This window comes from Streptomyces sp. NPDC057963 (assembly GCF_042887155.1).
Classification (GTDB): Bacteria; Actinomycetota; Actinomycetes; order Streptomycetales; family Streptomycetaceae; genus Streptomyces.
Window position 1 is genome coordinate 93,315 of record NZ_JBHVPX010000015.1, and the last position, 23,599, is coordinate 116,913.

At 71.3% G+C, this 23,599-nt stretch carries 21 protein-coding genes; 11 read left to right on the top strand and 10 right to left on the bottom strand.

The features are described from left to right. The first annotated feature begins 13 nt into the window (after positions 1-13). Both ACFVT1_RS30265 and ACFVT1_RS30270 read left to right on the top strand, forming a co-directional pair. Positions 14-991 carry an ATP-binding cassette domain-containing protein gene (locus ACFVT1_RS30265; RefSeq protein ID WP_389801018.1) on the top strand — a complete coding sequence of 326 codons (978 nt, stop codon included), beginning with the start codon at positions 14-16 and terminating at the stop codon, positions 989-991. Positions 992-1,062: 71 nt separating this feature from the next. Further along, positions 1,063-1,815: an ABC transporter permease gene (locus ACFVT1_RS30270; RefSeq protein ID WP_389801079.1), complete on the top strand. Its 753-nt coding sequence runs from the start codon at positions 1,063-1,065 to the stop codon at positions 1,813-1,815. Here the strand turns inward: ACFVT1_RS30270 and ACFVT1_RS30275 are convergent. The 3 genes from ACFVT1_RS30275 to ACFVT1_RS30285 form a co-directional block, all read right to left on the bottom strand. Further along, positions 1,794-2,432 (bottom strand): TetR/AcrR family transcriptional regulator, encoded by a 639-nt coding sequence (locus tag ACFVT1_RS30275; protein WP_389801019.1) that lies wholly within the window; start codon positions 2,430-2,432, stop codon positions 1,794-1,796. The two genes, ACFVT1_RS30270 and ACFVT1_RS30275, sit on opposite strands and share 22 nt — an antisense overlap. Before the next feature lie 449 nt (positions 2,433-2,881). Beyond that, positions 2,882-3,145: a hypothetical protein gene (locus ACFVT1_RS30280; RefSeq protein ID WP_389801021.1), complete on the bottom strand. Its 264-nt coding sequence runs from the start codon at positions 3,143-3,145 to the stop codon at positions 2,882-2,884. Between the two features lie 272 nt (positions 3,146-3,417). Beyond that, complete coding sequence (locus ACFVT1_RS30285; RefSeq protein WP_389801022.1) at positions 3,418-4,227, bottom strand: SGNH/GDSL hydrolase family protein; 810 nt, start codon at positions 4,225-4,227, stop codon at positions 3,418-3,420. Between the two features lie 247 nt (positions 4,228-4,474). On the opposite strand from ACFVT1_RS30285, the gene ACFVT1_RS30290 reads away from it, so the two are divergent. Further along, entirely contained in the window at positions 4,475-5,569 is a 1,095-nt protein-coding gene (locus tag ACFVT1_RS30290; RefSeq protein WP_389801024.1) for a DUF5925 domain-containing protein, read from the top strand. 173 nt (positions 5,570-5,742) lie between these two features. On the opposite strand, the gene ACFVT1_RS30295 is transcribed toward ACFVT1_RS30290, so the two are convergent. Further along, positions 5,743-6,120: a GntR family transcriptional regulator gene (locus ACFVT1_RS30295; protein WP_389801026.1), complete on the bottom strand. Its 378-nt coding sequence runs from the start codon at positions 6,118-6,120 to the stop codon at positions 5,743-5,745. A 69-nt stretch (positions 6,121-6,189) separates the two neighbouring features. Between ACFVT1_RS30295 and ACFVT1_RS30300 the strand changes: the two genes are divergently transcribed. Both ACFVT1_RS30300 and ACFVT1_RS30305 read left to right on the top strand, forming a co-directional pair. Next, a complete protein-coding gene (locus ACFVT1_RS30300; protein WP_389801027.1) occupies positions 6,190-7,110 on the top strand; it encodes a GNAT family N-acetyltransferase in 921 nt (306 codons plus the stop codon). Beyond that, positions 7,091-7,585, top strand: coding sequence for a DUF402 domain-containing protein (locus ACFVT1_RS30305; RefSeq protein WP_389801029.1), 495 nt, complete (start codon positions 7,091-7,093; stop codon positions 7,583-7,585). The genes ACFVT1_RS30300 and ACFVT1_RS30305 overlap by 20 nt, the downstream gene beginning before the upstream one ends. 86 nt (positions 7,586-7,671) lie before the next feature. On the opposite strand, the gene ACFVT1_RS30310 is transcribed toward ACFVT1_RS30305, so the two are convergent. Continuing rightward, positions 7,672-8,532, bottom strand: a complete 861-nt coding sequence (locus ACFVT1_RS30310) for a tyrosine-protein phosphatase (RefSeq protein ID WP_389801031.1) — start codon at positions 8,530-8,532, stop codon at positions 7,672-7,674. 201 nt (positions 8,533-8,733) lie between these two features. Between ACFVT1_RS30310 and ACFVT1_RS30315 the strand changes: the two genes are divergently transcribed. Together ACFVT1_RS30315 and htpG are read left to right on the top strand one after the other, a co-directional pair. Further along, positions 8,734-9,621: a GntR family transcriptional regulator gene (locus tag ACFVT1_RS30315; protein WP_389801033.1), complete on the top strand. Its 888-nt coding sequence runs from the start codon at positions 8,734-8,736 to the stop codon at positions 9,619-9,621. A 66-nt stretch (positions 9,622-9,687) separates the two neighbouring features. Then, positions 9,688-11,625 (top strand): molecular chaperone HtpG, encoded by a 1,938-nt coding sequence (htpG, locus tag ACFVT1_RS30320; RefSeq protein ID WP_389801035.1) that lies wholly within the window; start codon positions 9,688-9,690, stop codon positions 11,623-11,625. A gap of 189 nt (positions 11,626-11,814) precedes the next feature. Here the strand turns inward: htpG and ACFVT1_RS30325 are convergent, their stop codons facing one another. From ACFVT1_RS30325 to ACFVT1_RS30340, 4 genes are all read right to left on the bottom strand, one after another. Next, positions 11,815-13,362 (bottom strand): trifunctional class I SAM-dependent methyltransferase/NUDIX hydrolase/VOC family protein, encoded by a 1,548-nt coding sequence (locus ACFVT1_RS30325; RefSeq protein ID WP_389801036.1) that lies wholly within the window; start codon positions 13,360-13,362, stop codon positions 11,815-11,817. A gap of 127 nt (positions 13,363-13,489) precedes the next feature. After that, entirely contained in the window at positions 13,490-14,383 is an 894-nt protein-coding gene (locus ACFVT1_RS30330) for an esterase/lipase family protein (protein WP_389801038.1), read from the bottom strand. Positions 14,384-14,708: 325 nt separating this feature from the next. Beyond that, positions 14,709-15,803: an ImpB/MucB/SamB family protein gene (locus tag ACFVT1_RS30335; protein WP_389801039.1), complete on the bottom strand. Its 1,095-nt coding sequence runs from the start codon at positions 15,801-15,803 to the stop codon at positions 14,709-14,711. Then, on the bottom strand, positions 15,800-19,252 hold the full coding sequence (locus ACFVT1_RS30340) for a DNA polymerase III subunit alpha (RefSeq protein WP_389801041.1): 3,453 nt from the start codon (positions 19,250-19,252) through the stop codon (positions 15,800-15,802). Before ACFVT1_RS30340 ends, ACFVT1_RS30335 begins: the two co-directional genes overlap by 4 nt. A gap of 321 nt (positions 19,253-19,573) precedes the next feature. Between ACFVT1_RS30340 and ACFVT1_RS30345 the strand changes: the two genes are divergently transcribed. Continuing rightward, entirely contained in the window at positions 19,574-20,608 is a 1,035-nt protein-coding gene (locus ACFVT1_RS30345; RefSeq protein ID WP_389801043.1) for a DUF3533 domain-containing protein, read from the top strand. Positions 20,609-20,648: 40 nt separating this feature from the next. Here ACFVT1_RS30345 and ACFVT1_RS30350 read toward each other — a convergent pair whose 3' ends face one another. Next, positions 20,649-21,269 carry an ATP-binding protein gene (locus tag ACFVT1_RS30350; protein WP_389801045.1) on the bottom strand — a complete coding sequence of 207 codons (621 nt, stop codon included), beginning with the start codon at positions 21,267-21,269 and terminating at the stop codon, positions 20,649-20,651. 81 nt (positions 21,270-21,350) lie between these two features. Here ACFVT1_RS30350 and ACFVT1_RS30355 point away from each other — a divergent pair, with 81 nt between their 5' ends. From ACFVT1_RS30355 to ACFVT1_RS30365, 3 genes are all read left to right on the top strand, one after another. Then, positions 21,351-22,196 carry a helix-turn-helix domain-containing protein gene (locus ACFVT1_RS30355; RefSeq protein ID WP_389801047.1) on the top strand — a complete coding sequence of 282 codons (846 nt, stop codon included), beginning with the start codon at positions 21,351-21,353 and terminating at the stop codon, positions 22,194-22,196. After that, complete coding sequence (locus ACFVT1_RS30360; RefSeq protein ID WP_389801049.1) at positions 22,193-22,399, top strand: DUF397 domain-containing protein; 207 nt, start codon at positions 22,193-22,195, stop codon at positions 22,397-22,399. The genes ACFVT1_RS30355 and ACFVT1_RS30360 overlap by 4 nt, the downstream gene beginning before the upstream one ends. A 280-nt stretch (positions 22,400-22,679) precedes the next feature. Continuing rightward, positions 22,680-23,555: an alpha/beta fold hydrolase gene (locus tag ACFVT1_RS30365; RefSeq protein ID WP_389801051.1), complete on the top strand. Its 876-nt coding sequence runs from the start codon at positions 22,680-22,682 to the stop codon at positions 23,553-23,555. The last annotated feature ends 44 nt before the right edge of the window (positions 23,556-23,599 follow it).

Below are 23,599 nucleotides of genomic sequence, written 5' to 3' on the forward strand. Positions count from 1 at the left end.
CTACGGTGGCCGCATGGCAACTACGTACGCTGTACTTAGTGAAGGTCTGGAGAAGCGCTACGGCGACGTCCACGCGCTGCGGGGGCTCGATCTCGCGGTCGCCGAGGGCAGCGTCTGCGGAGTGCTCGGGCCGAACGGCGCGGGCAAGACCACCGCCGTCCGGGTCCTCACCACACTGACGCGCCCGGACGGCGGAAGCGCCCGTGTGGCGGGCCACGACGTGGTGCGCAAGGCGGGCGCGGTGCGCGCGGCGATCGGCGTCACCGGGCAGAACGCCTCGGTCGACGGCGAGCTGTCCGGCCGGCAGAACCTGCGGCTCTTCGCCAAGCTGCTCCGGTTCCGCGGCGCGGCCGCGCGCAGCCGCGCCGACGAGCTCCTGGAACGCTTCGAGCTGACGGAGGCCGCCGACCGCCCGGCCCGCACCTACTCGGGCGGCATGCGCCGCCGCCTCGACCTCGCGGCCAGCCTGCTGACCCGCCTCCGGGTGCTCTTCCTGGACGAGCCGACCACCGGACTCGACCCGCACAGCCGCAACCAGATCTGGGCGGCCGTTCGGGAACTGGCCGACCGGGGCACGACCGTCCTGCTCACCACGCAGTACCTGGAGGAGGCCGATCAGCTGGCCGACGACATCGTGCTGATCGACCGGGGCCGGGCCGCGCACCGCGGCACCCCCGCCGAGCTGAAGGCCCGCATCGGCAGCTACACCGAGGTCGTCGTCTCCCACGAGTCGGCGCTGATCCCGGCGGCAGCCGTCCTCGATCAGCTCACCGGCGCCGCACCGGTGCTCGACCACGAACGCCGCACCGTGGGCGCCGTCGCGACCGACACCACGCTCACCCTCCCCCGCATCGTCCGCGAACTCGACGCGGCGGGCGTACCGCTGATCGACGCGAGCCTGCGCCCGCCGACGCTCGACGAGGTATTCCTCCGCCTGACCGGCCGCAACGACGGCCGTACCTCCCCGCCCCTGAAGGAGACGGCCGCATGAGCAGCATCGCACCGGTCCACGAGCCGACCGCCACGCCCGCCACGAGCACCCCGGTCGCCGACTCCCTGGCCATGCTGGGCCGCCATCTGCAGCGGATCAAGGCCGCGCCGGGCGTCATGATCCTCACTCAGACCATGCCGATCACGATGTTGCTGTTCTTCGGCTACGTGTTCGGCAGCGCTCTGGCCATGCCCGGCCAGGAGTACCGCGCGCTCCTCGTGCCGGGCCTGCTGGCGGCGACGGCGGCCAACGGCATCATGGTCGGGATGTTCCAGGCGTCGCAGGACTGCGACCGCGGGGTGATGGACCGGCTCCGTACGCTGCCGATGAGCCGGCCCGCCGTACCGTTCGGCCAGACCGCTGCCGATCTGCTGACCACGGCCATCGGCATGATCCCGCTGATCCTGATCGGATTCGCGGTCGGCTGGCGGATCGAGGGCGGTCCGCTCGCCGCCCTGGGCGCCTTCGGGCTGCTGCTGCTCCTGCGGTTCGCCACGTCGTGGATGGGCTGCTGGCTGGGTCTGCTGATCCGCAACGAGGAGGCCGCCGGCCAGCTGGGCAGCGCCACCTTCATCCTGCCGCTGCTGTCGAATGCCTACATTCCGACCGACAATCTGCCGGGCTGGCTGCGGACGGTCGCGGAGTGGAACCCGATCAGCGCGATGGCGTCGGCCACCCGCGAACTGTTCGGCAACGCGTCCCCGGCCGCCGACGCCGCCTGGCCGGTCGCCCACCCGGTGGCGGGAACGCTCGCCTGGTCGGCGGTGCTCCTCGCGGTGTTCGTGCCGCTGGCCGTACGGAGTTACGCGCGCGGCGGCGAGTGACCGCCGCGCTCACCGGGCAGCGCGGCGGGCCGGTCCAGGGCGCCGAGCAGACCGACGAAGCTCGACTCGAGAAAGGCCGCGAGCTCCGTGAGCGCGTCCGGTTCACCGAGCGGCCAGCTGATGACCGCCTCCTCGGCGAACGCCATCCAGGCCCGCGCGGCGACCGGCAGCCGCGGTGAGTCCGGCATCCGCAGGCGCCGTTGGGCCTCCTCCACCCGCCTGGCGAGGGTGTCCCTGGTGCGCTCGGCGATGTCCTCCACCGCGGGCCGGCTGCCGGAGGCGCCGCGCACCAGGGCGAGGTACACCTTGCGGTGCTCCAGTACGTACGACACCAAACCGCTGATGAACGACCGCAGCCAGGGGACGGGCTCCAACGCGGGGTCCGGTTCCGTGGCTGCGGCGAAGCTGTCGCACTCCTGGCGCACCACGGCGCGGTAGAAGTCGCGCTTGGAGTCGAAGTAGTGGAAGAGCAGCCCCCGCGAGATACCGGCGCGGCGCGCCACCTCGTCCGTGGACAGCTCGTCCAGTGACCGGTCGGCGAGCATGTCCAGGCCGATGGCGACCAGCTGGGCCCTTCGTTCGTCGGGACTCAGGCGCGCGGCTCGCTTTTCGGACATGCGTACAGTCTAGAAGTACTTCGGCGCCGAATTATTTCGGCACACCCTCCGGCCCGAGGCCGGGGCGCCCCGGCCGCGACCGGGTCGGGAGCGAAGAGACAAAGAGGAACGTACGGAGCCGTTCATGCGGGCACGTTCGCACGAGTACGTTTCCGCGGGCACGTTCACGCAGGCACGTTTCCGCGGGCAGTTCACGCGGGCACGTTTCCGCCGGTCGCGGCGGCCGACGCGCCGCCATGACGCGCCGGACCCGGCGCCCTCGCTCCGACGTCGGGCGGACACACCAAAGCGCTGCTGCGGGCTCCGGGGATGACGGGAGAGCCGGCAGCAGCGCTACGCCGGGACAGTGCGATCGCCCGAGCGGCCCCGAGCGGGGGACCTGGACGACAAACCCTGGCCGGGGAGAGCCCGGGCGGTGGACCGTTGCGCGGTCGTGACGGGCCGTCCGATCAGTGGCGGCCACCGAAGAGCGAGCGGCGCAGTCGACGCAGCGGCGCGAAGAGGGAGACCCGCGCACTCTTGCTCCCACGACGACGGGCGGCATCGCGCGAGGTCAGCTCGCGCATCAGCAGCGTCGCCTCCGCGGACTCCCGCTGCGGCACGGCTGGTCCGCCGAGCACCGCGAGATGGCGGTCGAGGCGCGAACTCGTCGCGCTGCTCCCACATGTGATGGCAGGCACACGCGGCCTGCTGCGCATCGTTATCTGTTCCATGTCACTCCCCACCCGTACGAGGGCACCCGGCCCGGGCAGGTTAACCCTATCCCCCCGCGACGACACCCGTGTATCCCGGTCACAGGATTGATCACACACATACGGAGGTTGACGACCCCACTCCCGATCCGCCCGATTCCAGGGCGAGTTGGACAGAACGGAAGTGGTTCACCACCGCGGATCGGCGGAGTGCCGGACGGAGACCCCTGCGGACGGGGGCCTCCTACCCGCCGGACGACCGGACGGGCCCGGCGCAGGCACGGCGGGAGAGGTCAGGCGGCCGAGGTGAGGACGGGCAGGTAGCCGCCCGACTGTCCGGCCGCGGTGGGGTGGTACGACTCGCCGATGTCGAGCAAGTTGAGACTGTGCAGCCAGGCGCTTCCGGAGCAGATCTCGTGCCCGGTGAACTTCCCGCTGACGTCGGCGAAGGTGAAGCCGTGGTCGGCGGCGCGCTTGGCGGTCGCCGCGTTGAGGTAGTCGGAGGCCCCGTTGATCGCGGTGCGCACCTTGTCACTCAGACCGACGACACAGCTGCCGCCGATCTTGTAGAAGCGCGGGTAGCCGAGGACGACGACATGCGCGGACGGCGCCTTGGCGCGGATCGCCGAGTACACCGAGTCGAGGTTGCCGGGCAGCGTGGTGTCGACGAAGCTGCGGGCCGTGGCGATCCGGCTGAGGCAGGTGGCCTCCGACTGGAGGACACAGGTGGTCATGACGTCGGCGAAGCCCGCGTCATTGCCGCCGATGGAGATCGAGACGAGGTCGGTCGAGGAGCTGAGCGGGCCGAGCTGACCGGACTTGACATCACCCGTACGGGCGCCCGAGCAAGCGGTGAAGGCGAAGGACGAGGGCGAGTTGGCGGCGGCCCAGAGCGCGGGATAGGCCTTGCTGCTGCGCTTGCAGTCCCCACTGGCGCTGTCGTAGCTGCCGGATCCGACCCCCGAGGAGTACGAGTCGCCGAGGGCTACGTAGTCGACGGCCTGGACAGACTGTGCGGCGCTGGCGGTGGCCGCTCCGGTCAGAGCCAGTACGGCACCGAGCAGGAGCGATGACGAGAACGCCACGAGTCTGGACATTTTCATGGAACCTCCCTTGGACCGACCGGCAGGATCTCCGCCGGCCCGCCGTGTCCGTGGTAGCAGTACCCACACCCTCACCGGAAGTGTTCATGCCAAGTTGGTCCAATGAGTTCTCCCGCGCGCCCCCTTGAGGCCGCGTCATGTCCGCGAGCACCCCGTGCGAGCGGGGGAGGAAGGCAGGGAAGAAGGTGGTGGAGAAGGTGGTGAAACCCGGGTGCGCGGGGTGCCTTCGTGCCGGATCATGGGCGCCATGTCTGCCAACCCTGAGTCCGCTCTACCGATCCGGCTCACCGTCGACGACAGCGACTCCCCGTCCGATGTCGTCGACGCGCTGTTCCTCGGCCGCTTCGCGACGGGCGAGCAGCCGTACTCGCACAGCTCCTCCCTCGACCGCGTCAAGACCGGGGCCACTCTGCTGCCCCCGGCGGCCAAGGTGTTGCGCGCCGCCCGCGACGACGACCGCAGCGCCACGCTCGCCGAGGGCGACGGCTGGACCCTGCTCGTCTCGCGGTGGAACCGCGGCGCCGATGTCACGGTCACCGCGACCAGCCCGGAACTGGCGCAGCAGATCCTCGGCCAGGCGACGGACGGCGCCCGGGACGAACCGGAACCGCAGCCCGAGAACGTGACGATGGGCTTCTGGTACGTGTCGCCGCGCCGCGGCCCGTACCGCACCACCCGTCAGATCGCCGCCGGCACCTGGGACGAGGTCCGCGACAACTACACGGCACCGGTGGCCGACGCGATGGGCCGGCTGATGAAGGTCACGCCCGACGACATCGCCGGCCGGCTGCTCCTGCTGCACGGCCCGCCCGGTACCGGCAAGACGTCCGCGCTGCGCACGCTCGCCCGCTCGTGGCGGGACTGGTGCCAGGTCGACTGCGTGCTCGATCCGGAGCGGCTGTTCAACGATGTCGGCTATCTGATGGACATCGCGATCGGTGAGGACGAGGGAACGGCCAAGGGCCGTTGGCGGCTGCTGCTCCTGGAGGACTGCGACGAGTTGATCCGCGGCGAGGCCAAGCACACGGCGGGCCAGGCGCTGTCCCGGCTGCTGAACCTCACGGACGGACTGCTGGGCCAGGGCCGCAACGTACTGGTGGGTGTCACCACCAACGAGGATCTGGAGCGGCTCCACCCGGCCGTGGTCAGGCCCGGCCGCTGCCTCGCCAGGATCGAGGTGGGCTCGCTGACCCGCAAGGAGGCGGTGGCCTGGCTGGGCACGGAGGAAGGGCTCGGCCGCGAGGGCGCCACGCTCGCCGAGCTGTACGCGCTGCGGCGGGGCAGCAGTCCCGCGTCGGTGCCGAAGCAGGATTCCGGCGCGGACGCGGGCCTGTATCTCTGAACCGCCCTTCACCCCCCGCCCGATGAGCGGTGAACGCCTGGCGAGCCCGCCCGGCGAACGGGGAACACCCCGCGAACCCGCCCGGCCGGCGAGGACGAACGGCCGCCGGACGGCCCCGCCCGCGACTGCGGCCCCGGCCCACCGCACCTCGTCCCGCCTCACCTCACCGCGTCTCACCCCACCGCGTACGCCGCCCGCAACGCGTCCTCGGCCAGGGACAGCGCGTCGGCCCGCGACAGCCCCAGCCGCCGTGCCTGCTGCGCGTACTCCTGTGCGGCGGCCGCCGCATGACGCTCCGCCGCATCACCGGCGGCGGCGACGAACGTGCCGTTGCGGCCACGGGTCTCGATCACCCCGTCGGCCTCCAGCGCCCGGTACGCCTTGGCGACGGTGTTCGCGGCGAGGCCGAGCTCCTCGGCGAAGGCGCGTACGGTCGGAAGCCGGAAACCGACGGGCAGCGCGCCGGAGCGGGCCAGTTCGGAGATCTGCGTCCGCAGTTGCTCGTACGGGGCGGTACCGGCGTCCGGATCAAGGGCGATCTTCAGAGTCACGCGCCGATTGTCCCCCACCGCCGGAAAACCAGGAGCGTCCCGTACCGGCCCCCGCGTAACGTCCGGCCCATGACTGTCCTCGTTCGCGACTTCCTGCCCGCCGACGCGGAGGCCTGGGTGCAGGTCCGGCGTGCCGCACTCCCCTACATGGTGACGACTCCCGAGCAGGTCGCCTTCGATCTCGCCTCCGCCCCTCCCGACAAGCGCTACCGGCTGCTGGTCGCCGAGAGGGGCGGGGAGCTGATCGGGACCGCGCAGGTCGGCCTCGCGCACGACAGCCCCGAACCCGGCCAGGCGTTCTGCAATCCGTACACGCGCCCGGACCGCACCGGGCGCGGGGCGGGTGGGCTGCTGCTCAGGACGGCCGAGGAGTATCTGGCGCGGGAAGGCGCGCTCGCGGTCTACACATGGGTGCTCGACACCCCGTCGAACCGCGCGTTCGCCGAGAAGCGCGGCTACGCGCCGAGCCGCTCGGCGCACTTCCTCCACCTCGATCTGGCGGGCGGCTCGCTGCCGCCCCTCCAGGAACCCCCGGCGGGCGCCGAGTTGCGTACCGCCGCGGACTTCGCCGACGACCCGCGCCCGCTCTTCGAGGCGGACGCGGAGACCACGGCCGACGAGCCGAGCGACACCCCGGCCGAACTGTCCGACTACGAGGAATGGCTCCGGCACACCTGGCGCCGTCCCGGACTCGACCGCGAGCTCACCTCGGTCGTCGTGATCGACGGGGAGGTGGCGGCGTTCAGCGCGGCGCAGACCGACGGTCTGACCCGCTACATGTCGGGGATGACCGGCACCCGCCGGGCGTACCGCAACCGGGGCCTGGCCAGGCTCGCCAAGAACGACTCGCTGCACCGGGCGCGCGCCGCCGGGTACACGGACGCGTACACCGGCAACGACGCGGAGAACGGCCCGATGCTGGCGGTCAACCGATGGTTCGGCTACGAGATCTGCGCCACGGAGGTGCGATATGTCCGCAAGCTCGGCTGACGAGACGCTGGTGGTCGCACTGGTGAAGGCCGGGCGGACCAAGATCCGCTACCCGGCGGACGTGGTCCGTGCCGACGGCACCCGCGTGACGGTGCGCGCGCCGTGGGCGGCGCCGGGGGTACGGGACTTCGGGTTCGTGCGGTTCGAGCCCGGCGATGTGTTCACCGAGCACTACTGGCGCGACCGCTGGTTCGCCGTGAAGGAGGTCCGTACCGGCGCGGGCGAACTCAAGGGCTGGTACTGCGACATCACCCGTCCCGCCGTGCTGAGGGACAGCGAGCTGCTGGTCGAGGACCTCGACCTCGATCTGTGGGTGTCGGCGGACGGCACGTCCGTGCTCCGGCTGGACGAGGACGAGTTCGCCGAGAGCGGTCTCGCCGAACGCGATCCGGCGGCGGCCGGGGCGGCCCTCCGGGCGCTGGACGAGCTGGAACACCTGGCCCGCACGGAGGGTTTCGCGGCGCTGCTGGCCTGACCGGCAAGGGGACACGTCCCGGTTCCGGGCGGACCGCCGCACGGTGCGCCCGGAACCCGGTCGCCCACTCCCACCGGCGGTCGGCGTCAGCGGTCGGCCGTCAGCACGGTGGCTGCGGCGGCGGGGACCGGCGCGGGGTCCTGGACATGGACCGGCGCGGGCTTCTGCGCGGCGGCCCCGGGCCCCTGGACGAGGGCTGCCTTGGCCCGGAACGAGGCGATCACCGCGGCGTCGGCACCGCAGCCGCGCAGGAATGCCTCGGTGCCGCCGTGGCGGGTGCGGATGCCGTCCACGAAGGTGCGGATCGCCTCGGCGGGAGCCTCCAGCAGCGCGGGCGGGATCGACCGGTCGCCGAGGGCCGCCCCGGCGGTGCTCCGGGTCGCGCCCCTGTCGTCGAGCGCGCTCCGGTCCGCGGCACCGGCCAGGGCGGCGAAGATCTGGGGCAGGGCGTCGGCCGTGCGCGCGTAGTCCTCGGCGATCTCGTCCAGCGGGACCCCGGCCAGGTCGAGCAGCAGGGCGACGAGCAGCCCGGTCCGGTCCTTGCCCGCGGCGCAGTGCACCAGGGTCGCGCCGGGGGCCGCCGCTGCCGCGACCGCGTCCGCGATCGCCCGGGGCGTGTTCTCGGCCAGGGTGAGATAAAAGCGTCCGAGGTCCTCGGCGGTCCGCAGCGAGCGGGGATCGACCGCCTCCATCTCGGCGGAGGCGTCCAGCGGCGCCCACAGGACCCGGATGCCCGCTTCCGCCGCCGCGGCCCAGTCCGCGTCCGACCTCTCGGAGTCACCGCGCAGGTCCACGATCGTGCGGATGCCCCGTGCGCGCAGTTCCCGGACGGTGTCCTGATCTGCGGCGGGGAACGGCTGGGCGGAGCGGAAGAGGGTCGCGGGACCTATCCGGTTGCGGTGGGAATCGGCCGTCAGGGCGGGGTCGCGGAAGTTCAGCAGGGGCACGGGGACCTCACAGGTGGTGCGGGGAGGATGTCGGGATGTCCAGCGAAAGGCAAGACATCTAGATGTATAGATGTCGCCGGGGCGGTTGCCGGGCCCTCCGAGTGACGGGCACGTGAACATCCGCGAAATGACCGTGGTGCGACGGTCGGTGGGGCGGGATCCGTGTCCGGGACGGCGCGCGGAGGTTCGTACTATCCAGGGGTGTCGAACCACCGAAGGACCAGTCCGCGCTATCTGCAGTTGGCCCGCCACATCCAGGAACGCATCGATGCCGGAGAGTTCCCGGCGGGCTCCCGGCTGCCGAGCGAGCCCGAGATGTGCGCCGAGTTCGGCGTCAACCGCCTGACCGTCCGCGAGGCCGTCGCGGAGCTGGAGCGGGCTGCCGCCATCGAGATCCGCCGCGGCATCGGGACCTTCGTGCGCCCGCCCGTCGCCCGGGTGTCGATCGCGGTCGATCCGCGCAGCCAGCGGTTCGACATGGGCAGCACGCACGCCTCGCTGCCCGAGTCCACCGCCGGTCCGGGCATGGACGTCCAGGAGACGGTCACCGCCGCCCTGCCCGCGGGCACCGCCACGGTCGACGAGGAGGCGGCACGCCATCTGGGCCGTCCCGTCGGCGTCCTGTCACGGGTGGAGACCGTGTTCTCCATCGGCTCGGAGACCTGGGGCATCAGCAGCTACTGGATGCCCTCCGCCCTGCTGCCCCGGGAACTCGCGGCGCCGGGACCGGTGGAGAACCTGGTCCGCGCCCTGGCCGACAGCGCCGGCATCACTCTGGAGTACGACTGGCGCGCCTTCAGCGCGGTCGGGGCCGACATCGGCGACGCCGACATGCTGGGCGTACCGGCCGGGAGCCCCCTGCTCGTCCGCGAAGGCGTCAGTTGCACCCCCGACGGCGAGCCGGTGCTCTACGTCCGCCGTCGCATCCAGGGAGAACGCGCCCGCTTTGTATTGAACTTCCGTGAGTCCGGCACGGCTCCGCCGTCCGGCCCCGCCGGTTCTGCCGGTTCTGCCGGTTCTGCCGGATCGACCAGTTCTGCCGGATCGGCCGGTGAAGAGCATGAGCCGGGGAAAACACAGCACCCGTGATCACCAGCTGAATTACAGTGCTCAGGTCAGTTTCCGACCTGGTGACCTGAGAAGGAATCGCTGATTATGCCCACTGAGACGTTCGAGTTTCAGGTGGAAGCGCGCCAGCTTCTGCAGATGATGATCCACTCGATCTACTCGAACAAGGACGTGTTCCTCCGCGAACTCGTCTCCAACGCCTCCGACGCGCTCGACAAGCTGCGACTCGAAGCGCTCCGCGACGACTCGCTCGGCGCGGATGTGTCCGACCTCCACATCGACATCGAGACCGACAAGCAGGCCCGCACGCTGACGGTGCGGGACAACGGCATCGGCATGTCGCACGAGGAAGTGGTCCAGCTCATCGGGACCATCGCGAACTCGGGCACGGCGAAGTTCCTGCGCGAACTCAAGGAAGCCGAGGACTCCACCGCGGCCGAAGGGCTGATCGGCCAGTTCGGGGTCGGGTTCTACGCCAGCTTCATGGTGGCCGACGAGGTCACGCTGCTGACCCGGCGCGCGGGCGAGAGCCAGGGCACCCGCTGGGCGTCGACCGGCGAGGGCACGTACACGATCGAGACCGTAGACAGCGCCCCCCAGGGCACCTCGGTCACGCTCCGGCTCAAGCCGGAGGACACCGACGACCGGCTCTACGACTACACCGCCCCCTGGAAGATCAGGGAGATCGTCAAGCGGTACTCGGACTTCATCACCTGGCCCGTCAGGATGGCCGCGGAGACCCCGGCCGACGGCACCGAGGACACCGGGGAAGGGTCCGGCGCCGCCCCGCGTGAACCCGACACCCTCAACTCGATGAAGGCCCTCTGGGCGCGCTCGCGCGACGAGGTCAAGGACGACGAGTACCACGAGCTGTACAAGCACATCAGCCACGACTGGATCGCCCCGCTCGAAACCATCCGGCTGCAGGCGGAAGGCACTTTCGAGTACCAGGCACTGCTCTTCATCCCGTCGCACGCGCCCCAGGACCTGTTCATGCAGGGGTACAAGCGCGGCATCCAGCTCTACGTGAAGCGCGTCTTCATCATGGACGACTGCGAAGCGCTGATGCCGCCGTACCTGCGCTTCGTCAAGGGTGTCGTCGACGCGCAGGACCTGTCGCTCAACGTGTCGCGCGAGATCCTCCAGCAGGACCGCCAGATCCAGTTGATGCACCGGCGCCTGGCGAAGAAGGTGCTGTCGACGGTCAAGGACATGATGTCCGCCGACCCCGAGCGCTACGCCACGTTCTGGCGGGAGTTCGGCCGCGTCCTCAAGGAAGGGCTGCTGAGCGACTTCGAGAACCGCGACGCCATCCTCGGCGTCGCCTCCTTCGCCACGACCCACGACAAGGAGGAGCCGACCACACTCCGGCAGTACGTGGAGCGGATGAAGGACGGCCAGGAGCACATCTACTACCTCACGGGTGAGTCCCGGCAGGCCATCGAGAACTCCCCGCACATGGAGGCGTTCCGGGCCAAGGGCGTCGAGGTGCTGCTGCTGACCGATCCCGTCGACGAGGTGTGGGTCGAGGCGGAGCCCGAGTTCGACGGCAAGAAGCTGCGGTCCGTCGCCAAGGGCGAGGTCGAGCTCGGTACCGACGAGGAGAAGAAGGAGGCCGCGACCGAGCGTGAGAACCGGCAGCAGGAGTACGCGGATCTGCTGACCTGGATGACGGACCGGCTGGGCGAGACCGTCAAGGAGGTACGGCTCTCCTCGCGCCTCACCGTCTCGCCCGCCTGCATCGTCTCGGACACCCACGACGTGACGCCGGCCCTGGAGAACATGTACCGCGCCATGGGCCAGCCGGTCCCGCAGGTCAAGCGCATCCTCGAACTCAACCCGGAGCACCCGCTGGTCAGCGGCCTCAACCGGGCGCACACCGAACGCGGTGAGGATGCCGGTACGGGCCTGGAGGAGACGGCCGAGCTCCTCCACGACCTGGCGCTGCTGGCCGAAGGCGGTGAACTGGGCGACCCGTCGCGCTTCGTCAGGCTGATGGCCGACCGCCTGGAGCGCACCTTGTGAGTGAGGGCCGCACCACCCCGGACGGGCCCTCGGGCCCGTCCGGGGCTCCGGGTTCGCCGGCGGGGGCGGCGGGGGCGGCGGCAGCGGCGCCGTCAACAGCACGGGCACCTCGGCGGGTGGGGGCGCTCGAAATCAGAGCGCTCGGCATCGCGGGACAGGTGTCGCGGGACAGGTATCGCGGGACAGCCCTTAGTCCCTGCGCCGCGCCCAGACATCGGTGTACGGCGCCGGGTCCTCCGGTACCGGGCGGGCCTGCGGGATTCCGGCGACCAGCTCCACCTCGTACCCCGCCGCGTCCTCCAGGTACGCGGCGGTGTGCCCGTCGCCGCCCGCGTGCGGGTAGCGGTCCGGGAAGAGCTGCCGCCAGCCGTGCTCGGGGGCCCTGGCCACCAGTCCGTCGAGGGTGGCCCGGTCCCGGACGTGGAATGCCAGGTGGTTGAGCCCGGGACTGCGGCGGTCGTGCGTCACTCCGGTCAGATCGGGTGACTGCTCCACCACCACATAGCTGTCGCCGCGCCGCCAGCTCCGGCCGTGCTCCCAGCGCTGGTACGGGACATGACCCAGCTCGCCGAGCAGCCAGCCCCAGCCCTGCTCGGCCAACGGCAGATCGGGCACCCACAGCTCGATGTGGTGAACCCCGCCGGTGCCCGCTCCACCGGCGGGCAGCGGAACCGCGCGGCGGATACCGTGCGGCTGGTACGCCACGGTGTCGCCGTCCTCGTGCCAGTGGATCAGGAAGTGCTCCCCCGCGCGATAGCCGTCGAGTCCCGCCCGGCAGTAGGCGACGATGTCGTCCGGGAGGGCGTCCAGCGGGAACCAGGCCAGCTCGGAGCACTTGTCCGGTTCACGGTTGTACGGCGGCCGGGCCGCGTCGTACTCCGCCTCGAAGAACCAGCCGGTCCGGGGACTGCCGCCGGGGCCGCGGTGCTGCATGACCAGGGCCACCCGCAGTTCGTCCGGGCCGAGTTCGACACCGATCTCCTCGGCGGCCTCACGGATCATCGCCTCGCGGACGTCTTCACCGTCCTCGACGTGTCCGGACGGGCTGTTGAACAGCCCGTCCGCGTACCCGGTGTCGGCCCGGCGGGCGAGCAGGACCTCGGGGCCGCGGCGGAGGATCAGATGCACATCGACGACCTCGGTGTGCCGGTGCGGTGGTTCGGCGCGGGCCACCAGGGCGTAGCGCTCGTCGTCGACCTGCTTGCCCCACAGGGTCGGGTCGCCGGAGAGCGGCTCGTGGTGGATGTGCTCGGTGAGCTCCGAGAGCAGCCCGGTCAGCCGCTCCGCGGAGAGGCCGACCCCGCCCCAGACGCCCTCGATCAGGATCAGCCGCCCGCCGGGCCGCAGCAGGGTGAACCAGTGACGCAGGACCGCCGCCGGATCGGGCAGCAGGAACACGACGTGTCTCGCCATGATCACATCGAACTGCTGCATTCCGACCGGCGGTTGGGCCGCGTCCCCGAGATACACCCCGGTGCCCGTGCCGGCGAGCTTGGCCCGCGCCTGCTCCACCATGCGCGGCGACCGGTCGACGGCGGTGACGCGGTGCCCCTGCCCGGCGACGAGCAGCGCGAGGCTTCCGGTGCCGCACCCCAGGTCGAGGACCTCGGAGCGCTCGCCGGGCAGCCAGCTCTCCAGCCGCCGCGCCCAGGCGTGCCGGACCACCGGATCAAGCAGCCCGTGGTCGGGCTCCTCGTCGAAGGAGTCGGCCGCGGAGTCCCAGTCGATCGTCGTCATGAGTCGATCGTGCCATCCGCCGCTGACGGCAGCGGCCCGCACGGTATGAAACGCCCCGCCTCAGGTGCGCCGTGGGGCGACGGGGGCGGGGCGTCTCCCGGCACAGTCCGGCCAGACAGGACAGCTCTTAGCCGACGACCGAGGCGCAGGTGGTGGGGGTGGCGTGTGCCGGGTCCAGGGCGTTCGCCACTTCGTGGTACGCGATCCGGTCGACGGTGCCGATCGCCACGTGCTCGGAGAGATCGACCGGACAGAGGTCCTGGAGCAGGACGTTGTGCACGTTCGGCCCGTTCAGGAACTGCGTGCGGTACGGGGTCACGACCTCGTCGTACTTGGTCGCGATGACCGTGTAACGCACTCCGGGCACGGTGTCGCCGCCCGCGTTGAGCTTGGTGACGAACGGGGATCCCGCCACCTGGTCGGCGAGGCCGGGCGTGTTGGCATTCAGCAGGTCCTCCACCCCCGGGAAGTACGGCAGCAGCTTCGTCAGGCCGAGGAGGGTGGTGCCGTGGTTGTCGGGCGCCAGCCCGATCATGGCGTTCACCTTGGCGGCCCCGCCGAGGAACTTCAGGTAGTAGTTCGGCATCATGCCGCCCTGGGAGTGGCCGACGACGTCGACCTCGGACGTCCCGGTGGAGGCGAGCACCTCGTCGACGAACGCGGCGAGCTGGCCGGCCGACTTGTCGATCGGACCGAGGCCGTTGAAGAGCGGCACTCCGGGCAGCTGCCCGTAGTCCAGCGAGTAGACGCAGTAGCCCCGGTTGACGAGGTACGGGGCAAGGACCAGCCAGTTGTCGATGGAGTTCCCGAAGGTTCCGTGGACCAGGACGACGGGGCGGGGGTGGGCTGCGGAGGGCTTGCAGGAGTAGTCGTTCCAGCCACGGGAAGTGGCGGTGGCGGCAGTGGGGGTGGCTGCAGCGGCAGTGGCCGTGGGGGCGGCGACGGCGGCGACGGCGAGGAGCAGTGCGGCGAGGGTTCTCCGCGTACGTGGGGTACGCGACGCACGGGTCCAGGGCAGCATCGTGTGGTCTCCTTGCGGCTCAAGGGAGTTGCGATGGCTGTGCACCCTGCGGCCCGGACCACAAGTTCTGACTGCTGACCTTCTGTGTACTCACGCCAAATTACGCACGAGTAGGGTGGCGTGGGAAGTTACGCGTCGGTAAAAACTGACGCCCGTACGCGGGTACCTCGCGGCACAGGTTCCTCGACACGCGGGGCGAGGGTGTCCTCCACCTCGGCTTCTCCGCCGAGGACGTCGACCAAGAACGTCGACCGCGGCAGGGAAGCGGGCCAGGCGCTCGGCCTGGAGGTGCTGATGAGCGGCCGGAGGAGCGAGCGCTCGGGTTTCACCTACTTCGGCACCCAGGACGACGCCGGGTTTGCGCTGTCGGTGCGCTCGGCGCCCCCGCCGGCTTCGCGCTGATCTCCGGATGCCGGTGCGCGAGGGGCCGCCCGGCGGTCCCCGGGGCCAGAACGGCGGGATACACGGCTCCCGGGCCGAAGCGGCGGCGGGCCCGGTCCGTGGCCGCCTCGGCGGCGCGGGCGCGGTCGTCACCGGAGTCCAGGGAGAGTTGGCGGTGGGCGGCACCGGCCGGCGTCAGATCGTCGGCACGGACCACGAACGCACGGACGCGTGCCCGTTGCAGCCCGAGGGAGGCCAGCAGTCCCAGGGCAGCCGTGCCGAGGACGGGCGAGTGGTCGGTGGGCTCCGGCAGCGGACGCGTCCGCGTGGTGGAACTGCGGTCGGCGTACCGCACCGTGAGGGTGAGGCGGCCGGTGACCTGGCTCTCGCCGCGCAGGCGTTGGCCGATCCGGTCGGCGAGTCCCACGACGGCCCGGTGATGGAGCGCCGGGTCGAGGCAGTCCCGGTCCAGCACCAGGTCGGCGGTCAGGTGCTGCGCCGGTTCCAGCGGTGCGACCGGGCGGGGATCGCGGCCTCGGGAACGCTCGGCCAGCAGCCGGGCGGGGCCGGCGCCGAGAAGGCGTTGCAGGGTCGCCGCCGGTACGTCGGCGACCTGGCCGATGGTGTGCAGGCCGTATCGGTTGAGCGTTTCCGCTGTGGCGCGGCCGATCCCCGGCAGTGCGGTGACCGGTCGGGGGTACAGCCAGTCGGCGGCCTGCCCGGCGGGAACCCAGGTGGTGTCCCCCGGTGCGGACGCGTCGGCCGCCATGGCGGCCAGCATGCGGTTGTCCGCGAGCCCGGCGCTGCTGTCGATGCCGTAGAGGGCCTTCAGCCTGAGCTTCGCCAACTGGACGACGTCGTAGGGGGACAGGCCGAAGTATCTGAGCGCCGACGTCAGGTCGAGCTGGACGGCATGGGGCGGGACGGCCTGGACATGGGGCGTGATGCCAGACATCAGTTCGATGATGTCGTCGTACCGGCCCTCACTCGGCGCGGCATGCAGGTGGAGGTGGGCGATGTACCGCCGCCGCGTGGTCATCCTGCGCTCCCCGGGCTGGTGTGGCCGAGCTTCTTCAGGTCGGCCGAGCGGCTGCCGGCGGGTTGCAGATCGGCGTACGGGTGCAGCCGGGCCCCCGCGGTGCCGTCGGCCAGGGTCCGCCGCGGCAGCGCGGGGGTCGGGTGCGGGTGATCGGCGCCGAGGAGGGTGAGAGCGGCTTCGGGGCCGTGGTCGCGGCGGGCGGCAGCGATCCGGTCCAGGTCCCAGGCCATGGTGCCGACGACGGTGCGCCGGGTGCCGCGCACCTGGACCGTGCCGCGGACCAGCAGCAGCCCGCTGTGGAAGACGGTGTGCGCGCAGGCCGGGTGGGAGTCTTCGAAGAAGGCCAGGTCGACCAGGCCGGAGCCGTCCTCCAGGGTGACGAAGATGATGCGCCTGCCGCTGGCGATCGGCGGGGTCTGGGTCGAGGCCCGCACCCCGGCGACCAGCACCTGCCGGCCTGCCCGCGCTGCCGCCAGGTGGGCCGCGTCGGTCGCGCCGATCTCCCGCAGCAGCCGGTGGTGATGCTCCATCAAGTGCTTGGAGACGTCGATGCCGAGCGTGTTCAGCTCCGCGTTCAGGGCCTCGCGTCCGGTCATTTCGGGCAGGCCGCTCGGCTCCGCCCCTCCGGCCGCGTCCGCGTCGATGGGCAACTGGCCCCTGCCCGCGGACCGGTGGCGGGACTGCCGGTGGAGTTCGGTGATCTGCAGGAGCAGATCGCGCCGTGTGAGCCGCCCGTCGTGGAGAGTGCCCAGGGCGCCGATCTCCGCGAGGCGTTCGGCGACCGGCCTGCTGGGACGGGCCCGCTGCCAGAAGTCCGACAGCGATCCGTACGGCCGGCCCTCCTCGATCCGGGCGCACTCCCCCTCGCTGATGCCGCGCACCGCGGACAGCGCGAGCCGTACGCCCCACTGCTCCCCGTCGGCCCGCTCCACGGTGTGCTCCGCCCCGGAGCGGTTGACGTCGACGGGCAGGACGGGAACGCCGTGCCGGCGGGCATCGGCGACGAGGACGCGCTTGGGCCACATGCCGGGGTCGTGTTCGAGCAGCCCGGCCAGCAGGAACGCCGGGTAGTGCGCCTTGAGCCAGGCGCTCTGCAGGGCCGGTACGGCGAAGGCGACCGCGTGCGCCCGGCAGAAGCCGTAGGCGCCGAAGGCCTCGACGGTGCTCCACACCTCGTCCCGGACCTTCGCGCTGTAGCCGCGGGCCCGCGCCTGGCGGTGGAACCAGCCCTTGATCCGGGGCAGCCGGTCCTTGTCACCGAGCGCCCGCCGGGCGACCTCGGCCAGGGCCCGGTCGCAACCGGTCAGCACCGACAGCGTCTCGATGATCTGTTCGTGCCAGATGGTCACGCCGTAGGTGTCGGCGAGCACGGGTTCGAGGTCCGGGTGGGCGTAGGAGGGATTGCCGCCGTGGCGGGCCGCGACGTACCGCTCGGGCATCCCTCCGGCGACCGGTCCGGGGCGGAAGAGGCTGATGTCGGCGATGACGTCCTGCGGGTCGCGGGGCTGCAGCCGGGACAGAAGGTCCTGCTGGCCGGGGGATTCAAGCTGGAACAGGCCCAGGGTCCGGCTCTCTTGGATGATCTTGAACGCGAAGACGTCGTCGAGCGGCACCTGCCGCGGGTCGTCCAGGTCGATGTGGTTGCCGGTCGTCCGTTCGATCTCGGCGACCGCGTGCGCCATCGCGGACTGCATCCGTACACCCAGGACGTCCAGTTTGATGTTGCCCAGTGCCTCGATCTCCTCCTTGGCCGCCATGGCCATCGGGTAGTCGCCCTGGGGGGTGGGCTGCACCGGCAGCCGGTCCAGAAGCGTCGCGTCGCTGATGACCACGCCGCAGGGGTGCATGGCCATGCCGTGGATCAGGGAGTCGAGCCCTTCGGCGAGCTCCCACAGCGGCCCGTACCGTCCCGCCTCGGCCGCCAGTTGACGCAGTTCGGGCAGTTCGGCGAGCGCGCCGGTGATGTCCGACGCCCGCAGATGCGGGAAACTCTTGGCGATCCGGTCGACCTCCGCCGGTGCGATCCCCAGAGCCAGGCCGGTGTCCCGCAGAGCCCGACGGGCCCGGTAGGTCTCGGGCATCGCGGTGACCGCCACGCGCTCCTTGCCGAACCGTTCGAAGATCGTGTCGTAGCACTCCAGCCTCCTGGCGGACTCCACGTCGATGTCGATGTCCGGAAGCGACGCCCGCCGCACGCTCAGGAAGCGTTCGAACAGCAGGTGGTGGTCGAGCGGGTTGGCGGTGGCTATGCCCAGGGCGTGGCAGACCATCGACCCGGCGCCCGAGCCGCGGGCCGCGACCCGGATGCCCCTCTCCCGGATGTCGGCCACGACCTGTCCGACGGCGAGGAAGTACGAGTCGAAGTTCAGCCGGGAGATCACGGCGAGCTCTTCGTCCAGCCGATCGAGCGCGGCGCGGTCGTGGTCCAGACCGCGCCGGGCCATACCGGCCTCGCTCCGCCGGCGCAGCAGCTGTGCCGCGCCGCCCGCCCCGGGCCCGGCGCCGAGCACTTCCGCCTCCGGGAAGTGCGGCGTGCCCAGCCCCAGATCCGCCGCGGGATCGACGGTGCACGCCGCCGCCGTGGCGACGGTGTCCGCCAGCAGACGGTCCGCCCGCCGGGGCCCCGCCCCCGCGCATTCGGCGATCAGCCGCGCGATGCCCGCCATGTCCCTCTCGTCCTTGAGCCAGCGCTGCCCGCTGTCCAGACGGCGCCGGTCGATGGGCCGCAGCAGCCGCGCGGCGTCCAGGACATCGGCGAGCCGGTGCTGGTCGGGGTCCGCGTAGCGGACGGCGTTGGAGAGCACGGCGGTGGTACGGGTGCGATCGGCCAGCGCGAGGGTCCGGGCGGCCAGCCGCAGCGATCCCGGCCCGGTGCCGGGCCGATCGTGCAGGACGGTCTCCAGCCGAATCCCGCCGCCGAAGATCTCCCGCCACGGCGTCAGCAGCTTCGCCGCCACGTCCTCCCGGCCCGCCGCCAGCGCGCGTACCGGCTCCGAGAGCGGCCCGAGCAGCACGATCAGGCCGGGGCCGCCGTGTTCACGCAGCGCCTCCCACGGGACCACCGGCGCCGCACCGCCCGCGGTCCCGGCGTGCGCGGCCGAGGTGATCCGGCACAGCCGCGCCCACCCTGCCCGGTTCCGCGCGAGCAGCACGATCCGCAGCGGCGGTTCGACCACGTGCGCACCACCGCGCGCCGGGGTGCGCCGCCGCCGCACCGGAGGCGGCGGCGCGAGAGCCTCCACTGCCAGGTCGACGCCGAAGACCGGCCGGACACCGGCCCCGGCACACGCCTGCGCGAACCGCACCGTCCCCGTGACCGTGTCCCGGTCGGTGAGCGCGAGCGCCGTCATGCCGCGCTCGGCCGCCCGCCGGACAAGGTGCTCGGGGTGGGCGGCGCCGTAGCGAGCGGAGTATCCGGACGCGACGTGCAGATGGGCGTAGCCCGCCATGTCGCACCTCCGTTCTCCACCCCATTTCAGCCATACGCCCGATCCCTCCATCGTACGTCCGTTCGATTACTCTAACCCTCATCAGACCCGGTCAACGACTTAATTCGAACACCTGACCGTATCTGGAGGACTCGTAACCAGTGGCTGAAACTGTCGCCTCACCCGTCCGAACCGGCCTTGCCCGGTCCCGCGCGCCGCTCCGGGCGCGGCACGCCCCCCGACTCCCGGCGCGGCATGCTCCCGGCCCCGGACCGGCTCTCCGGTCAGCCATTCGGCCCAGTCCCACCTGCACGAACGGCCGAAGCCCCGGACCGTTGGGGCATGACTTTCGCTGACGAGGTGAAGAACGCCGTCACTCCACGGGCCGCGCTGCTTGTCATCGGCGTGCTCGGACTGCAACTGCTGTTCATCGCGTCCTACGTCGGGGCACTGCACAGGCCGAAGCCGACGGACGTGCCCTTCGGGGTCGTCGCGCCCCGGCAGATGTCCGCACAGCTCCTCACCGAGCTGAAGAATCTCCCGGGCGGCCCGCTGGACCCCCGTACGGTCGCCGACGCGGCCACGGCCCGCGAGCAGATCCTGAACCGCGAGATCGACGGCGCCCTGATCGTCAGCCCCACCAGCACCACCGACACCGTCCTCGTCGCCTCCGGCGGGGGCACTTCCATGGCCGACACCCTGACGAAGATCATCACGAAGGCCGATCTGGCCCAGCAGCGCACGGTGCGCTCCGTGGACCTGGCCCCCGCCTCCGGTCAGGACTTCAACGGCATCTCGTCCTTCTACCTGGTCGTGGGCTGGTGCGTCGGCGGCTACCTCTGCGCCTCGATCCTGGCGATCAGCGCCGGCTCCAAGCCCGCCAACCGGCAGCGCGCGCTGATCCGAACCGGCGTCATGGCGCTGTACTCCGTCGTCGGTGGAATCGGCGGCGCGGTCATCATCGGCCCGATCCTCGGCGCCCTGCCCGGAAGCTTCTGGGGCCTGTCGGGGCTGGGAGCGCTGACCGTCTTCGCGGTCGGCATGCTCACCCTCGCCCTCCAGGCCCTCACCGGCATCGTCGGCATCGGCCTGGCCGTCCTGATCGTGGTGATCGCGGGCAACCCGAGCGCCGGCGGCGCCTTTCCGCTGCCGATGCTCCCCGACTTCTGGCGGACGATCGGCCCCGCGCTGCCGCCCGGGGCGGGCACCTGGGTGGCCCGCTCGATCGCGTACTTCAGGGGCAACGCGGTCACCGGACCACTGCTGGTGCTGTCCGCGTGGGCGGTGGCGGGCACGCTCGTCACCCTCCTGGTGTCCCTGCGCAAGCCGGACGACACCACCGGTGCCCGGCCGCCGTTCGGCTCGACGGTCGACTGACCCGGCTCCGCCCTCACCACCGCCGTTCCGAAAGCGCCGTTCAGAGGGGGTGCGGCACCTCCGCCCAGACCGTCTTGGTGTACGCGTCGCGGACGGTGCAGCCCCAACGGTCCGCATACGCCTCGACGAGCAGCAGGCCGCGGCCCGAGGTCGCGTCGGCGGACGCGGGTCCCGCCGCCGGAACAGACGGCAGGCGCTCCGGCCGGGTGTCGGTCACCTCGATACGGACGGCATGGGGCAGAAGGAGCAGCGTCAGCCTGAAGTCACGGCCGGGGAGGCGGCCGTGGGTGATGGCATTGGCGGACAGCTCGGCCGTGACGAGGGCCACGGTTCGAGCGGTCTCGGAGTCGTACGGGCCGCCGCACCACTCGGTGAGCTGCTGGACGGCAAGGGTGCGGGCCAGCCGGGCGCCACGGCGGGTACTGCTGAGGCGAAGGCTGAACTCGGCGGTGGGGGCCGGTGATTCAAGGGGGGTGCTCTCCTGGTGCGTCACGACGTCATCGTCGGACTCCGCCACCACCGCCGACCAGGTCCAACGACCGTACGGGAGAGCAGCGGTACGGGCCCGGCGGAGCAGCACCGCCCTGAGTTGTACGGGTCCTGTACGGGTGCCGTACGGGACCGGGGCCGTGTCCCCGGAAATGGCCCTTCCGTTGAACATTGCCCAGTCGTAGTGGAGTTGAGGAACGCTACAAGTGGCTGGCGGACGGGCGCGAACGGTGGCGGAAAGGGCGTGAGGGCCATGCGGGATACACGAAACAGCCGCGCGGCGAAGACGAAGGGGGACAGCGACCTGCCGGGGGTGTGGGTGGCCTACGGCAGGCTCCTCCAGCACCTGCGCAAGCGGGCCGAGTTGAACCAGCAGGCACTCGGGGACGCCATCGGCTACTCCCTGGAACAGGTCGCCTCGGTCGAGCAGGGGCGGCGGCCCGCGAAGGAGGCGTTCACCGTCGCGGCGGACCGGGTGCTGACAGCGGGCGGGTTGCTGGAAGTACTCCAGGTCGATGTGGACCGGGCGAAGCTCCCGCAGTTCTTCCGCAACTTCGCCCTCATCGAGGCGGAGGTACTGAGCCGCTTCTCGTACGACCCGCTGCTGGTGCCGGGTCTGTTGCAGACGGAGGCGTACGCACGGGCCGTGTTCGGCGGCCACTGCCCACCGCTCAGCGAGGAGATCATCGACCAGCGCACGGAAGCGCGGCTGAGCAGGCAGAAGCTGCTGACCCGGGACCCGATGGCGGAGCTTTCGTTCATCATCGGGGAGGAGGCGTTGCGCGACCCCGTAGGTGGCATCGACGTAATGCGCGCACAGTGGCAACACCTCCTGGAAGTAGGAATGTTGCGCAATGTCGAGGTCCAGGTCATGCCGGCCGGGCAAGGGTTCCATCCTGGGAAGAACGGGCCGTTCGTAACGGTTCAGACGAAGGAACTCCGACACCTCGGATACTTCGAGTCACAGGGTGTCGGGTGTGTCGTCGGTGATGCGGCAGAGGTCAGCGCCTTCGGGTTGCGATATGGCAAGCTGCGATCGCAGGCCCTGAACGTCAAGGCGTCTGCGCGGCTCATCGAACGGCTGGTGGGAGAGACATGAGCGTGGAGCAGGTAACCGAGAGCGTTGACGAGCTGCGCTGGTTCAAGAGCAGCTACAGCGGATCGGACGGTGGCGACTGCGTGGAGGTGGCCGCCGACGCCGGTGCGATGTACGTGCGGGACTCGAAGGTCGCGGCCGACGGACCGGTACTGCGGGTCGGACGTGACACGTGGGCGGCATTCGTGACGCTCGCGCGCGGGTAGTACCGACAGGCTTCCCCGGACAGAACAACGGGCTCGTCCGCATCGGTTGAGGTGATGCGGGCGAGCCCGTCGTCCTGCGGGCGGCTCGGAAAGGGGCCTGCTCGGCACCTCACCGAAGCCGAGCCGCCCCACGCCACCCGGCCGGAAGCGCCACCGCGCCCTTCAAGACCTCCACCTTTACCCAACACGCCGTCCCTGTACGTGCTCTGATGGTCCATCATCGAATTGGGCGGGGAAAAGCCGGGCACGCGGTGCCCGCACCATACGGAGGAGGCACGGAGTGCGTAGTCGGGTGCGCGCAACGGACGGGCGGCATCTGGTGGTGGAGCGACTGGGAGATCCCCGCGGCAGACCGGTCTTTCTGCTGCACGGAATGCCCGGCAGCAGACTCGGTCCGGCCCCGCGCGGCATGGTGCTGTACCAGCGCAAGACCCAGCTGATCACCTACGACCGGCCCGGATACGGCGAATCCGACCGGCTGCCGGGCCGCTGTGTCGCCGACGCCGTCCAGGACGTACGGGCCATCGCGGACCACCTCGGGCTGGAGCGGTTCGCCGTGGTGGGCCGTTCCGGTGGTGCCCCGCATGCCCTGGCCTGTGCCGCGCTGATGCCCGAGCGGGTCACCCGTACCGCCGCACTGGTCGGGCTGGCCCCCTGGGGCGCCGACGGCCTCGACTGGTTCGACGGGATGGCCGCCTCCAATGTGCTGGCGTACTCCACCGCGGCGGCCGATCCGGACGGGCTCGCGGAGTCGTTCATCTCACGGTCCGCGGTGATCAGGAAGAACCCGGTCCGGCTCATCGACGATCTGCGCCGTGAGCTGACGGACTCCGACCGGTTGGTGGTCAACGATGCCGGGGTCCGCACCATGCTGCTGCGCAACTACCGTGAGGGGTTGCGCACTTCGGCGTGGGGATGGATCGACGACGCGATCGCGTTCAGCTCTCCATGGGGGTTCGACCCCGCGGACATCACCGGTGCGGTGATGCTGTGGCACGGCGAGAAGGACGTGTTCTCTCCGGTGGGCCACTCCCGCTGGCTGGCCGAGCGCATCCCGAACTCCACCGTCGTGGTGGAACCGGCGGCCGCGCACTTCGACGCGCTGCACGCGCTGCCCAGGATCCTCAACTGGCTGCTGGAACCGGCCGCCTGCTGAGGAACGGGCCCGGGAGAAGGGGAGCGTCCGGTCGCGGCCGGACG

Bases quoted from the DNA above. Each gene is read 5' to 3' on its own strand.
- ACFVT1_RS30340 (WP_389801041.1), bottom strand. From the start codon at position 19,252: ATGGCGGGCTACGCCCATCTGCACGTCGCGTCCGGATACTCCGCTCGC.
- ACFVT1_RS30280 (WP_389801021.1), bottom strand. From the start codon at position 3,145: ATGGAACAGATAACGATGCGCAGCAGGCCGCGTGTGCCTGCCATCACA.
- ACFVT1_RS30275 (WP_389801019.1), bottom strand. From the start codon at position 2,432: ATGTCCGAAAAGCGAGCCGCGCGCCTGAGTCCCGACGAACGAAGGGCC.
- ACFVT1_RS30355 (WP_389801047.1), top strand. From the start codon at position 21,351: ATGCGGGATACACGAAACAGCCGCGCGGCGAAGACGAAGGGGGACAGC.
- ACFVT1_RS30350 (WP_389801045.1), bottom strand. From the start codon at position 21,269: ATGTTCAACGGAAGGGCCATTTCCGGGGACACGGCCCCGGTCCCGTAC.
- ACFVT1_RS30325 (WP_389801036.1), bottom strand. From the start codon at position 13,362: ATGACGACGATCGACTGGGACTCCGCGGCCGACTCCTTCGACGAGGAG.
- ACFVT1_RS30270 (WP_389801079.1), top strand. From the start codon at position 1,063: ATGCTGGGCCGCCATCTGCAGCGGATCAAGGCCGCGCCGGGCGTCATG.
- ACFVT1_RS30360 (WP_389801049.1), top strand. From the start codon at position 22,193: ATGAGCGTGGAGCAGGTAACCGAGAGCGTTGACGAGCTGCGCTGGTTC.
- ACFVT1_RS30265 (WP_389801018.1), top strand. From the start codon at position 14: ATGGCAACTACGTACGCTGTACTTAGTGAAGGTCTGGAGAAGCGCTAC.
- ACFVT1_RS30330 (WP_389801038.1), bottom strand. From the start codon at position 14,383: ATGCTGCCCTGGACCCGTGCGTCGCGTACCCCACGTACGCGGAGAACC.
- ACFVT1_RS30335 (WP_389801039.1), bottom strand. From the start codon at position 15,803: ATGACCACGCGGCGGCGGTACATCGCCCACCTCCACCTGCATGCCGCG.
- ACFVT1_RS30300 (WP_389801027.1), top strand. From the start codon at position 6,190: ATGACTGTCCTCGTTCGCGACTTCCTGCCCGCCGACGCGGAGGCCTGG.
- ACFVT1_RS30290 (WP_389801024.1), top strand. From the start codon at position 4,475: ATGTCTGCCAACCCTGAGTCCGCTCTACCGATCCGGCTCACCGTCGAC.
- ACFVT1_RS30285 (WP_389801022.1), bottom strand. From the start codon at position 4,227: ATGAAAATGTCCAGACTCGTGGCGTTCTCGTCATCGCTCCTGCTCGGT.
- htpG (WP_389801035.1), top strand. From the start codon at position 9,688: ATGCCCACTGAGACGTTCGAGTTTCAGGTGGAAGCGCGCCAGCTTCTG.
- ACFVT1_RS30345 (WP_389801043.1), top strand. From the start codon at position 19,574: ATGACTTTCGCTGACGAGGTGAAGAACGCCGTCACTCCACGGGCCGCG.
- ACFVT1_RS30305 (WP_389801029.1), top strand. From the start codon at position 7,091: ATGTCCGCAAGCTCGGCTGACGAGACGCTGGTGGTCGCACTGGTGAAG.